Raw genomic sequence first — 12,505 nt, 5'->3', positions numbered from 1 at the left:
CCATTAAAACCAGTTTTCACGCTGCAAAAAACGGAATAAAAAATGGCTACGTTGCAAATTTCGCAAGGCACGTTTCGTCTTAGCGATACCAAAGTATTAACGCTTAACGATCTTACCCTGCGCAGCGGCGAAAGCTGGGCCTTTGTCGGCGCGAACGGCAGCGGGAAATCTGCGCTGGCGCGGGCGCTGACGGGCGATCTGCCGCCGCTACAGGGCACGATGCACGGTGAATTTACGCGCCCCACCTTGCTCTCGCTGGAGAAACTGCAAAAGCTGGTTGAAGAAGAGTGGCAGCGTAACAATACCGATCTGCTGAGCGAAGGCGAAGAGGATACAGGCCGGACGACAGCGCAAATCATTCAGGATGAGGTAAAAGATGAGGCGCGCTGCCGTCAGCTGGCACAGCAGTTTGGCATTGAAGCGCTGCTGGAGCGCCGCTTCAAATATCTGTCTACTGGCGAAACGCGTAAGACGCTGTTGTGCCGGGCGCTAATGACGCAGCCCGATCTGCTGGTGTTGGACGAACCTTTTGACGGTCTCGACGTTGCCTCGCGCGCCAGCCTTGCCGCGCTGCTGGCTTCACTGCATCAACAGGGCCTTACGCTGGTGCTGGTACTAAACCGCTTTGATGATATTCCCCCTTTTATCGATCGCGTAGGCATTCTGGCTGAGTGTCATCTGACACATGTCGGCACGCGTGATGAGGTGCTGGCGGAGGCGCTGGTTGCGCAGCTGGCTCATAGCGAACAGCTGGCGGGCATGGCGCTGCCGGAGGCGGATAACCCAGGCCAGCAGCCAAAGCTGGCACCTGACGCGCCGCGCATTCAGTTAAAAAACGGCGTGGTCAGCTATAACGACAGGCCGGTACTGCACGGGCTGAGCTGGGAAGTATTGCCCGGCCAGCACTGGCAAATTACCGGGCCCAACGGCGCGGGAAAATCGACTCTGCTTAGCCTGGTCACCGGCGATCATCCTCAGGGCTACAGCAACGATTTAACGCTGTTTGGTCGCCGACGCGGCAGCGGCGAAACCATCTGGGAAATCAAACAGCATATCGGCTACGTCAGCAGCAGTCTGCATCTGGATTATCGCGTGGCAATTAGCGTGCGTAACGTTATTCTTTCCGGCTACTTTGATTCCATCGGGCTTTATCAGGCCGTTTCCGATCGTCAGCGCACGCTGGCAAACGGCTGGCTGGCGCTGCTGGGAATGCAGCAACAGGCTGATGCACCGTTCCACAGCCTTTCCTGGGGCCAGCAGCGACTAGTGCTGATCGCACGTGCGCTGGTAAAACACCCTACCCTGCTGATTCTTGATGAGCCGTTGCAGGGACTCGATCCTATTAACCGTCAGCTGGTGCGTCGTTTTATCGACGTACTGATCGCCGAGGGAGAAACGCAGTTGCTGTTTGTTTCTCATCACGCGGAAGATGCGCCGCAATGTATTACCCACCGCCTGAACTTCATTCCCCAGGGTGAGCGCTACGATTACCTTCTCGAAACGCTGAATTAACTTTTTCGGCCCGGCGTCACCGGGCCTTTCCTCTATTCAGGGCACTCATTCCCCTCTTACCGGCGTGACAACTTTCTATGTAACCGTTACCAAATTATTCAACCTTCTCACCTGCCCTGCGGTAATAAGACGCCATTATTGCTGGCAAATAAGATTTTTCAGCTTGTGTAAACGATTCCATTTATCCAGACTGGATCACGCTTTAGCGTTTTACCCTGTGCTATTTTTATTCTGCGATTACCGCTTTAGTCAGTTATCAGGACACACTATGGAAAAATTCAATCCGGTCGATCATCCGCATCGCCGTTACAATCCGCTGACCGATCAGTGGGTACTGGTTTCTCCGCACCGTGCCAAACGCCCCTGGCAGGGCGCGCAGGAGTCGCCTGCCATACAGCAGCTTCCCAAACACGATCCGGATTGTTTTCTTTGTCCAGGCAATACGCGTGTGACCGGTGACAAAAACCCCGATTACACCGGTACCTACGTATTTACCAATGATTTTGCCGCGTTGATGAGCGATACGCCGGAAGCGCCGCAGAGCGATGATATGTTGATGCGCTGCGAAAGCGCGCGCGGCACCAGCCGGGTGATCTGCTTTTCGCCGGATCACAGCAAAACGCTGCCGGAGCTGAGTCTGGCGGCGCTGGAAGAAGTTGTGCGCACCTGGCAGGAGCAAACTGCCGATCTGGGCCAACACTATCCCTGGGTGCAGGTATTTGAGAACAAGGGTGCCGCGATGGGCTGCTCGAACCCGCATCCGCATGGTCAAATCTGGGCCAACAGCTTTCTGCCGAATGAGGTTCAGCGCGAAGACATCAATCAGCGCGCTTACCATAACCAGCATGGTTCACCGCTGCTGGTCGATTACCTGACGCGCGAGCTGAACGATGGCAGCCGCACGGTAGTGGAAACCGAGCACTGGCTGGCGGTGGTGCCCTGGTGGGCGGTCTGGCCGTTCGAAACGCTGCTGTTACCAAAAACGCATATCAAACGTCTGGTGGATTTAAATGACGCACAGCGCAGCGATCTGGCGCTGGCGTTGAAAAAGCTGACCAGCCGCTACGATAACCTGTTTCAGTGCTCTTTCCCCTATTCGATGGGCTGGCACGGCGCGCCGTTCAACGGCGAAGAAAACAGCCACTGGCAGCTACACGCCCATTTCTATCCGCCGCTGCTGCGTTCAGCAACGGTGCGTAAATTTATGGTGGGCTATGAAATGCTGGCGGAAACCCAGCGTGATTTAACCGCGGAACAGGCGGCAGAGCGTCTGCGTTCTGTCAGCGATATCCATTTCCGCCAGACGGGAGCTTCAGAATGAGTTTAAAAACGACAACCCAACAGATTTTCCAGCAGCAGTTTGGCTACCAGCCGACACATACCGTCCAGGCACCGGGGCGCGTTAATCTGATTGGTGAACATACCGACTATAACGACGGTTTTGTACTGCCGTGCGCCATCGATTATCAAACGGTAATCAGCTGCGCAAAGCGTGACGATCGTCAGGTGCGCGTGATCGCCGTTGACTATGATAACCAGCAGGATATTTTCTCGCTCGATCAGCCGATTATGCGTGTGGAAGAGCCGATGTGGGCCAACTATGTGCGCGGCGTGGTGAAACATCTGCAACAGCGCAGCGGCGATTTCAACGGCGTGGATATGGTGATCGGCGGCAACGTGCCGCAGGGTGCCGGGCTTAGCTCCTCCGCCTCGCTGGAAGTCGCGGTTGGCACCGTGTTTCAACAGCTCTGGCATCTGCCGCTGGATGGTGCCGCCATCGCCGTTAACGGCCAGGAAGCAGAAAACCAGTTTGTCGGCTGCAACTGCGGCATTATGGACCAGCTGATCTCCGCGCTGGGTAAAAAAGATCACGCCATGCTGCTCGACTGCCGCACGCTGGGGACGCGTGCGGTGCCGATGCCAAAAGAGGTGGCGGTGGTGATTATCAACTCTAACTTTCGTCGCAATCTGGTCGGCAGCGAATACAACACCCGCCGCGAACAGTGCGAAACCGGCGCACGTTTCTTCAGCCAGCCCGCGCTGCGCGATGTGGATATCGAACAGTTCCGCGCCGTTGAACATCAGTTGGACCCGCAGGTCGCGAAACGCGTGCGCCATGTGCTGACAGAGAATGCACGCACGCTGGAAGCCGCTGAAGCGCTGAGCAACGGCGATTTAAAACGCATGGGCGAGCTGATGGCTGAATCGCACGCCTCGATGCGCGACGATTTTGAGATCACCGTACCGCCTATCGATCGTCTGGTTGAAATCGTTAAGGCAACCATCGGCGATAAAGGTGGCGTACGGATGACCGGCGGCGGCTTTGGCGGCTGCGTGGTAGCGTTAATGCCGCAGGATCTGGTGGAGCCGGTAAAAGCAGCGGTAGCCAGCCAGTATGAAGCCGCCACCGGCATTAAAGAAACCTTCTACGTCTGTACGGCATCGGAAGGAGCGGGACAATGCTAAACGAAGCAACCTCACTGGCACCGGACGGGCAACCGTGGCGCATTAGTGTACTGCGCAACCGTCACGGGATGGTGGCAACTTTTATGGACTGGGGCGCAACCTGGCTGTCGGCGCGCGTACCGATGAAGGATGGCAGCGTACGTGAAGCGCTGCTGGGCTGCGCCACGCCAGCAGACTATCTGAAACAGACCGCCTATCTGGGTGCCGCCATAGGCCGCTACGCCAACCGCATCACCAACGCGCGGCTGAATGAAGCGGGTATTACGCTGACACCCAATCAGGGCGCGCATCAGCTGCACGGCGGGCCGGAAGGTTTCGACCGCCGCCGCTGGCAGATCGTCAGCCAGAGCGACGAACGCGTTATCTACCGCCTTGATTCTCCCGATGGCGATCAGGGCTATCCCGGCAATCTTATCGCTCAGGTAGAGTACCGCCTGGATGATAATAACTCTCTTTCTGTCAGCTGGGAGGCGCAGGTCGATCGCGCCTGTCCGGTTAACCTGACCAGCCACGCCTATTTCAATCTGGATGCGCATCACGGCGATGCGCGCCAGCATCGCTTACAGCTTAACGCCGATTACTATCTGCCGGTCAACAGTGAAGGGATCCCGCGAGCGCCGCTACAAACGGTGGAAAACAGCGGTTTCGACTTCCGCACGGCGAAAAGTATCAGTCATGACTTTTTGCAGGATGAGGATCAGCGCCTGGTTCAGGGCTACGATCACGCCTTTTTGCTGAATGCGCCCGAGGCAGATCGTCCCGCTGCCCAGCTCTGGTCAGCCGACAGCAAGCTGAAGCTGACGGTCGAAACCTCCGCCCCGGCGCTGCAATTTTACAGCGGAAATTACCTTGACGGCACGCCCGCTCGCGACGGCGGCAGCTATACTGCATTCCAGGGCATCGCGCTGGAAAGTGAGTTTCTGCCCGACTCGCCCAACCACCCTGAGTGGCCACAGCCCAGCTGTTGGTTACAACCCGGCAAAACCTGGCAAAGTGTTACCCGCTATACGTTAACGGCGGAATAACATCAGGTTGAAAAACGCGCACTGCGCAGGCCCGGCACTTACGTCGTGCGCAGAATTCCGCTATGTTAGGGCACTATCGTTTGCCGTACCGTGCGCGGCGGCAATATAATGGTTTCATTATCATACGAGCGTTAAGGAGTTAAGCTATGGCTGTAACTAAGCTGGTTCTGGTGCGCCACGGCGAAAGCCAGTGGAACAACGAAAACCGCTTCACCGGATGGTACGATGTTGACCTGTCCGAAAAAGGTCGCGGAGAAGCGAAAGCAGCAGGTCAGCTGCTGAAAAAAGAAGGTTTCACCTTCGATTTCGCTTACACCTCTGTGCTGAAGCGCGCTATCCACACTCTGTGGAATATTCTCGACGAGCTGGATCAAGCCTGGCTGCCGGTAGAAAAATCCTGGCGTCTGAACGAGCGTCACTACGGTGCGCTGCAGGGCCTGAACAAAGCGGAAACCGCTGAAAAATATGGTGACGATCAGGTAAAACAGTGGCGTCGTGGCTTTGCCGTTACGCCGCCGGAACTGGATCGCAGCGACGAACGCTTCCCTGGTCACGATCCGCGCTATGCGAAACTGACCGCTGAACAGCTGCCGACCACCGAAAGCCTGGCGCTGACTATCGAACGTGTTATCCCTTACTGGAATGAATCTATTCTGCCGCGCCTGAAAAGCGGTGAGAAAGTGATCATCGCCGCACACGGTAACTCCCTGCGCGCGCTGGTGAAATACCTGGATAACATGAGCGAAGAAGAGATCCTTGAACTGAACATCCCAACCGGCGTACCGCTGGTGTATGAGTTCGATGAAAACTTCAAGCCGATCAAACACTACTACCTGGGCGACGCTGACGAAATCGCAGCGAAAGCCGCAGCGGTAGCGAATCAGGGCAAAGCGAAGTAATTCGTGTTGCAGCAAAAACCCGCCAGACGGCGGGTTTTTTTATAGGGCAGCTCAGCATTACGCATTACTGACACGTTTTGCTATCAGCCACGACGCGCTTTTACCGCCGCCGCCAGCTGACGTAGCACGTTTTCCGTATCTTCCCAGCCAATGCAGGCATCGGTAATACTTTTGCCGTACACCAGCGGCGCGCCGCTTTCAAGGCTCTGGTTACCTTCTACCAGATGACTTTCAATCATTACGCCCATAATGGCTTTCTCGCCGCTGCTAATCTGCTGCGCAACATCCTCCGCCACTACCCTCTGACGCTGGAACTGTTTGCTGCTGTTGGCATGGCTGAAATCGATCATCACCTGAGCAGGCAAGCCAGCTTTCTCCAGACCCGTTTTCACTTCGGCAACGTGCTGCGCACTGTAGTTCGGCTCTTTACCGCCGCGCAGGATAATGTGGCAGTCGCCGTTCCCGCTGGTTTCAACAATTGCGGAGTGACCATATTTGGTGACGGAGAGGAAGCAATGCGGCGAACCTGCGGCGTTAATGGCATCGATAGCAACCTTGATGGTGCCGTCAGTGCCATTTTTAAAGCCGACCGGGCAGGAAAGCCCTGAGGCCAGCTCGCGGTGCACCTGAGATTCTGTAGTACGCGCGCCGATAGCACCCCAGCTCATCAGGTCGGCCAGATACTGCGGCGTAATCATATCCAAAAACTCGCCTGCTGTCGGCAGGCCGCTGTCGTTAATTTCCAACAGTAGCTGACGAGCAATGCGCAGACCATCATTAATCTGGAAGCTGCCGTCCATCATCGGATCGTTAATCAGCCCTTTCCAGCCAACGGTAGTGCGTGGCTTTTCAAAATAGACGCGCATGACAATTTCCAGTTCGCCGCTCAGCGCTTCGCGCATTTTCAGCAAACGTGCGGCATACTCTTTCGCCGCCGCCACATCGTGAATCGAGCAGGGCCCGATAATCACCAGCAGCCGATCATCTGCATTTTTCAGAATTTTGTGGATCGCCTGACGCGAAGCAGCAACGGTAGCCGCCGCTTTTTCCGTCGCCGGGAATTTTTCCAGCAGCGCAACCGGGGGCAAAAGTTCTCTTATCTCTTTGATTCTTAAATCATCATTCAGGTAATTCATAAGCTATCCGTTTAATTTTTTTTCGGGCGCAGCGGGCACCACCTGTCCAATTTATCCCTTCACTACCGCGCTGTAAATCGACTTTCCGTCCACGGCCCGCGTCGGTGATTTGCGTTTCTTTGGTTCCTTACTACACTTTTAATCGTTAGTTCTTGAAAATTTATTATTTACACCACAAGTTTTCGCCGGAAGTTGATCTGGCGGGATATTATCTCGCACAAATAAAAGAACAGCTTCTGAAGCCCTGGTGAATATCATCAGCAACTGGCAATAATTAACGGGAGTATCATGATGAATAAGATTGCAATTGCAGTTCTGACAGCAGCAATGACACTCGGCAGCGGCGCGGCAATGGCGGCGCAGGGAAATAACGGCACCGCTAACCAGGCAGCGGATGCAGGCGCGGTAGCGCCGGACGCAAAAGAAAATCTGCCGCCAAATAAAGTTGATAATAATAATATTAATAATGGCTCCAGCAATGTTAGCGGCAGTAGCACACCAACCGCTGGCACTAACGGCATGAGCGCGGATGAAATGGATAAAAACGCGCAGTGCAAGGATGGCAAATGCCCGAACATCAATGAAAAAGTCCAGACTCAGCAGGGCGGCGGCGATGTCGATCGTAAAACTGACGGCACCACGCAATAATTAATAACTGACAAATATTCATCTGTAAAATAAAAGAGGGCCACGGCTCTCTTTTATTTTATCCTCCGTCCTGGCTTTCCTCATTTATATTTAACTTTTTCTAACGTATCTGCGCCCCGTTTGTTCGATGATTACTTCCCCAGACTTTTCCGCTATTCTGAAATCCCTGAAATGATAAAGCAAAGTTATGGCCCATCTGTTATTGATTGACGATCACCCGCTGGTACAGGTTGCGCTGGAAGCCGCGCTGGCGAAAGCGCCGATTCCACTCAGACTGACCGCCGTAGATAACGAACAGGCGGCCTGCCATGCGTTGCAGCAGTACGCCGTGCAGCTGGTTATCCTTGATATCAACCTGCCGGACAGCGACGGGCTGGAACTACTCAAGCTGCTGAAGCGTCACAGGCCAGCCCTGCCCGTCCTGATTTATTCTGCGCAAAGCGAACGCCTCTACATGCAGATGGCGCAGGCCGCAGGCGCGGCGGGCTACGTGATTAAAAGCCAAAGCATGCCGCAGCTGTTAAGCGCCATCCTGGCGGTGCTGGGAGGACAAACGGTATTCCCCTCCGACCTGGGCGCGTCGGCAACCGGTGGCCTGCCGCTGACCAGCAAAGAGCAGCAGGTACTTTCCCTGCTGGCTCGCGGATTTTCCAATCTGCAGATTGCGCAGCAGCTGCATATCAGTAATAAAACCGTTAGTACCCATAAGAAAAATATTCTGGAAAAAACCGGAGCCAGCTCCGTACTGGATCTCGCCGCGCTATGGAAAGCCCAACATTGATGCGCCTGCTGGTACTGCTGCTGACGCTACTGTTCAGCCTTCCCGGACACGCCGACTGGCGTGCGGTCAGCAGTATGCCGCTCCCGCAGGAATTGATGATGCCGGGCGGCGAATCGCTTCCTCTCCAGGGCAAAACGCTACGGGTAGGCGTCCTGCAGGCCAGCAGCGCACCGTGGAATATGTTTGTTGGCAAAGATCTGTATGGTATCAATGCGGATTATCTGGTGGCACTCGGCAATCTTACCGGCGCCCATTTCATTATTTCCAGCTATCCTGACGCCAAAGCGCTGCTGAACGCGCTGCGCCAGGGCAAGGCTGATGTCGCTTTTGGCGTATCACAGCCGCCATCCACCGCCGATCTTTACGCCACCCGCGCCTGGTATACTACACCGCTGCGCATCTACCGCAGCCGTCAAAATCGTCGTCCGGTGATGTTTAACTCGCAGGATGCACGTATCGCCGTCAGCGCAGCCACACTACAGCAGGTCACGCCTGAATTTATGCGCCATCACCGCTGGGAAAGCTACAGCAGCGATCTACAGGCGCTTTATACGCTGCTTAACCAGCAAAACGACTATGTGGTAGCGGATGAAACCAGCGCGGGTTTCCTGCTCAGCCAGCTCCAGCAAGGGCAAATTTATCAAATCGCCTCGCCACTCGATCCCGGTGAGCTGAGCCTGTATGCCGTGACCTCGCAGGCTGCCTTACGCGATGCGCTCAATCTGGCGATTCGTCAGCTTCCGATTGAGGTAGTAAACGGAATTCAGGGACGCTGGAGTTCACAACTGCCGCGTTATCTCGATACCAATACGCTGCATCTGACTGCCATGGAAAAAGCCTGGCTACACCAGCATCCTCAGGTGATTTACAGCGCGCTGGCGGATAACTATCCCTGGAGCTACCGCAGCGCCAGCGGCGAAGCGCGCGGTTACAGCATCGACCTGCTAAACGCTATCGGACAAAGTACCGGGCTGCGCTTTAAACCGCTATGGGTCAACAATCCGCAGCAGGCGCAGCAGCAGGTTGCCGCCGGGCTGGCGCAGATTGAACTGGTGCAGCCGCTTTCCGGTAACGGCGATGCGGAAAACAGTACGCTACCGGTCTGGCGGGCGCTGTGGGGCGTTTATCTGCGCGGGCCCACCTCCGGCATCACGGGCTGGCAGAATTTACAGGGATTGCGCATCGGTATCCGACGCGGGGATCTGGCGCAGCAGCTGGTTCCACCTGAACTGAAAGTACAGCCTTTTAACGACAGCCAGACGCTCTACGCCGCGCTGGCGAACGGGCAGATTGATGCACTGGTAGATAACGTGCTTTCGGCGCGCTGGATGATTCAGAGCCGCTACAGCGAAGCGCTCCATTTCGCTTTCGCCGCCAGCGATACCGCCTGGCCGATCGCCATCGGCGTCAGCGCACAGCAGCCGCTGCTGCGCGCCATTCTCGATAAAGGGCTTCAGCAGATCCCGCCCGATACGCAACAGCGTATGCGCGATGCCTGGAGTAATGAAAATCAGCCGGGCAACGGCGACAGCGGGCCGATAACGCCGCTGCTGTTAACCCTGGCGGCTATTGCGCTGGCGGCGATTGTACTGCTGCTGGCATTGCTAATCCGCCGCTGGCGTCAACAGCGCCAGGAAGCGCGGCAGCGACGGCAGCTTGAGCAGGAACGTGAGGCAGCGCAGCGCGCCAACCGGATGAAAAGCCAGTTTCTTGCCAGCGTCAGTCATGAGCTCAGAACGCCGATGCAGGCGATTCTCGGCCTGCTGGAACTGGAACTGGCGCGCCGTCCACAAATGGAAAGCCTTGCCCTGATCCACAGCAGCGCCACCACGCTGATGACGCTGCTGAACGATTTGCAGGATCACTCGCGCATCGAAAACCAGACGTTTAGCCTGCAACCTGCCCCGCTGGATTTGACGCAGTGGCTGCACGATATTGAACATTTCTGGACACCGCTGATGCGCCCGGACGGGCCTCGCTTTAGCGTGAAGGCGCTGACTCCCCTGCCCGCTGCGGTTCTGCTGGACGGTGGACGTTTACAGCAGATCGCCACTAACCTTATCAGTAACGCGGTAAAATTCACCGCTCAGGGCACGATTACCCTGACGCTGGCCGCCAGCGACGATTGGCTCACGCTGTGCGTTACCGACAGCGGCAGCGGCATTCCGCCTGAGGAGCAGGCGCGGCTGTTTGAACCCTGGTACCAGACGCCATCCGGGCGTGCCCGCTCCGTACAGGGCAGCGGCCTGGGCCTCTCAATCTGTCGCGAGATCGCGCTGCGCATGGGCGGCGATATTCAACTGCGATCGGCTCCGCATAAAGGAACCGAAGTGACCCTGACGCTGCCGCTGCATCTGGCTGAAGCGCTGCCGACCGCCGTTCCGCAAACGGAGACGCACTCGTTACCTTCGCGCCTGCGCGTGGCGGTTGTTGACGATCATCCCACTAACCTGCTGGTGATACAGCAACAGCTAAGCTGGCTTGGGGTAAAAGCGCAGACGTTCGCAGACGGGCGGGCACTGTTACAGGCGGCAGCAACGACGCCTTTCGATATCATTTTCATCGATTACAATATGCCGCATCCCGATGGCCCAACGGTAGCGCGCATAGTGCGCCGCCGTGAACGACACGCCGCCCGGCGTACCCGTCTTATCTATTGCAGCGCCGATGCCCAACTGCCGCAGCAGCCGCAGGCCTGGCGCGATGCGGATGAGGTGATGATTAAACCGGTCGGACTGCATGCCCTGCGCAGCGTGCTGGCGACGTCTGCGCCATCTGATACGCTGGCGGACCTGGATCAGCAGCTATGGCAGCTTGCCAGCCAGGACGCAACATTTTTACCCGCGATTATCGCTACGCTACGCAATACGTTACAGGAAGACAGCCGCGCGCTTCAGCAGGCGCTGACGCAGCAGCAGTGGCAGACGCTGGCAAAACGCGCGCACCGCATGAAGGGCAGCTGGCTGTTATTAGGCATTAATGAAGGCGAGCAGCTTTGCCAACGTCTGGGCGAACAGGCACTGGCACATGATGACTGTAAGGAAACAGTTAATTTACTGTTATTATTAACCGGAAATTTATTAGCCAGACTGGAAGATTATGACGCATCAACATTCGCACACTGAACATGACGGCAACCGTGCCAGACTGCGAGCCGCCTTTATCGTCACCGCCCTGTTTATGCTGGCGGAGGTAGCTGGCGGCCTGCTTTCCGGCTCGCTGGCACTGCTGGCGGACGCGGGACATATGCTGACCGATACGGCAGCGCTGCTGATGGCGCTGTTGGCGGTGCAGTTTGCCCAACGCAAGCCTAACGCCAGTCATACCTTTGGCTGGCTGCGCCTGACCACGCTGGCGGCATTTGTTAACGCCATTGCACTGCTGGTGATTACCGTATTGATTGTCTGGGAGGCGATACGGCGCTTTTACCAGCCGCAGCCGGTAGCAAGCGGTCTGATGCTGATCATCGCCGTCGCCGGGCTGCTGGCGAACCTGCTTTCTTTCTGGTTGCTGCATCGCGGCAGCGGTGAAAGTAACCTTAACGTACGTGCCGCCGCGCTGCATGTGCTGGGCGATCTGCTGGGTTCGGTGGGTGCCATCGCCGCCGCGCTGATTATCATGTTTACCGGCTGGACGCCAATCGATCCGATTCTGTCAATGCTGGTTTCCGCGCTGGTGCTGCGCAGTGCCTGGGCACTGATGAAAGAGAGCCTGCATGAACTACTGGAAGGCGCGCCCGTAGCGATCGATGGTGAAAAGCTGAAGCGCGATCTGACGTTAAATATTCCTGAGGTACGCAACGTGCATCATGTGCATCTGTGGCAGGTTGGCGAAAAACCGATCGTCACCCTGCACGTTCATGTGGTGCCGCCCTACGATCATGATGCGCTGCTACAGCGTATTCATCACTATTTGCACGAGCATTACCAGATCGATCACGCCACGGTACAGATGGAGTACCAGCGCTGCGAAGGAGAAGATTGTGGGCTGACGCTGGGCGCGCCACAGCACGCCCACAATCATCACCATCACTAATCA

At 56.4% G+C, this 12,505-nt stretch carries 10 protein-coding genes; 9 read left to right on the top strand and 1 reads right to left on the bottom strand.

Annotation, left to right across the window (positions count from 1 at the left end; genetic code table 11):
- The first annotated feature begins 42 nt into the window (after positions 1-42).
- The 5 genes from modF to gpmA all read left to right on the top strand — a co-directional run bounded on the left by modF (position 43) and on the right by gpmA (position 5,902).
- Positions 43-1,512, top strand: coding sequence for a molybdate ABC transporter ATP-binding protein ModF (gene modF, locus C7M51_RS03020; RefSeq protein ID WP_160620381.1), 1,470 nt, complete (start codon positions 43-45; stop codon positions 1,510-1,512).
- Positions 1,513-1,780: 268 nt separating this feature from the next.
- Entirely contained in the window at positions 1,781-2,833 is a 1,053-nt protein-coding gene (gene galT, locus C7M51_RS03015) for a galactose-1-phosphate uridylyltransferase (protein WP_160620379.1), read from the top strand.
- Positions 2,830-3,978 (top strand): galactokinase, encoded by a 1,149-nt coding sequence (gene galK / locus C7M51_RS03010; RefSeq protein ID WP_160620377.1) that lies wholly within the window; start codon positions 2,830-2,832, stop codon positions 3,976-3,978. Before galT ends, galK begins: the two co-directional genes overlap by 4 nt.
- Positions 3,972-5,003, top strand: a complete 1,032-nt coding sequence (gene galM, locus C7M51_RS03005) for a galactose-1-epimerase (protein ID WP_160620375.1) — start codon at positions 3,972-3,974, stop codon at positions 5,001-5,003. Before galK ends, galM begins: the two co-directional genes overlap by 7 nt.
- Positions 5,004-5,149: 146 nt before the next feature.
- Complete coding sequence (gene gpmA, locus C7M51_RS03000) at positions 5,150-5,902, top strand: 2,3-diphosphoglycerate-dependent phosphoglycerate mutase (RefSeq protein WP_160620373.1); 753 nt, start codon at positions 5,150-5,152, stop codon at positions 5,900-5,902.
- Positions 5,903-5,985: 83 nt separating this feature from the next.
- Here the strand turns inward: gpmA and aroG are convergent, their stop codons facing one another.
- Positions 5,986-7,038, bottom strand: coding sequence for a 3-deoxy-7-phosphoheptulonate synthase AroG (aroG, locus tag C7M51_RS02995; RefSeq protein WP_160620371.1), 1,053 nt, complete (start codon positions 7,036-7,038; stop codon positions 5,986-5,988).
- Positions 7,039-7,326: 288 nt separating this feature from the next.
- On the opposite strand from aroG, the gene C7M51_RS02990 reads away from it, so the two are divergent.
- From C7M51_RS02990 to zitB, 4 genes are all read left to right on the top strand, one after another.
- Complete coding sequence (locus C7M51_RS02990; RefSeq protein ID WP_160620369.1) at positions 7,327-7,686, top strand: YbgS-like family protein; 360 nt, start codon at positions 7,327-7,329, stop codon at positions 7,684-7,686.
- 187 nt (positions 7,687-7,873) lie between these two features.
- A complete protein-coding gene (locus C7M51_RS02985) occupies positions 7,874-8,467 on the top strand; it encodes a response regulator transcription factor (RefSeq protein WP_160620367.1) in 594 nt (197 codons plus the stop codon).
- Positions 8,449-11,592: an ATP-binding protein gene (locus C7M51_RS02980; RefSeq protein WP_160620364.1), complete on the top strand. Its 3,144-nt coding sequence runs from the start codon at positions 8,449-8,451 to the stop codon at positions 11,590-11,592. Before C7M51_RS02985 ends, C7M51_RS02980 begins: the two co-directional genes overlap by 19 nt.
- Positions 11,567-12,502 carry a CDF family zinc transporter ZitB gene (gene zitB / locus C7M51_RS02975; protein WP_160620362.1) on the top strand — a complete coding sequence of 312 codons (936 nt, stop codon included), beginning with the start codon at positions 11,567-11,569 and terminating at the stop codon, positions 12,500-12,502. The genes C7M51_RS02980 and zitB overlap by 26 nt, the downstream gene beginning before the upstream one ends.
- Positions 12,503-12,505: the final 3 nt, after the last annotated feature.

The sequence above is a fragment of the Mixta intestinalis genome, assembly GCF_009914055.1.
Taxonomy (GTDB): domain Bacteria; phylum Pseudomonadota; class Gammaproteobacteria; order Enterobacterales; family Enterobacteriaceae; genus Mixta; species Mixta intestinalis.
This window is presented reverse-complemented; position numbering and strand designations above follow the sequence as displayed.

Coding starts and splice junctions, on each gene's coding strand:
- C7M51_RS02990 (WP_160620369.1), top strand. CDS start 7,327: ATGATGAATAAGATTGCAATTGCAGTTCTGACAGCAGCAATGACACTC.
- C7M51_RS02980 (WP_160620364.1), top strand. CDS start 8,449: ATGGAAAGCCCAACATTGATGCGCCTGCTGGTACTGCTGCTGACGCTA.
- C7M51_RS02985 (WP_160620367.1), top strand. CDS start 7,874: ATGGCCCATCTGTTATTGATTGACGATCACCCGCTGGTACAGGTTGCG.
- galK (WP_160620377.1), top strand. CDS start 2,830: ATGAGTTTAAAAACGACAACCCAACAGATTTTCCAGCAGCAGTTTGGC.
- zitB (WP_160620362.1), top strand. CDS start 11,567: ATGACGCATCAACATTCGCACACTGAACATGACGGCAACCGTGCCAGA.
- aroG (WP_160620371.1), bottom strand. CDS start 7,038: ATGAATTACCTGAATGATGATTTAAGAATCAAAGAGATAAGAGAACTT.
- modF (WP_160620381.1), top strand. CDS start 43: ATGGCTACGTTGCAAATTTCGCAAGGCACGTTTCGTCTTAGCGATACC.
- gpmA (WP_160620373.1), top strand. CDS start 5,150: ATGGCTGTAACTAAGCTGGTTCTGGTGCGCCACGGCGAAAGCCAGTGG.
- galM (WP_160620375.1), top strand. CDS start 3,972: ATGCTAAACGAAGCAACCTCACTGGCACCGGACGGGCAACCGTGGCGC.
- galT (WP_160620379.1), top strand. CDS start 1,781: ATGGAAAAATTCAATCCGGTCGATCATCCGCATCGCCGTTACAATCCG.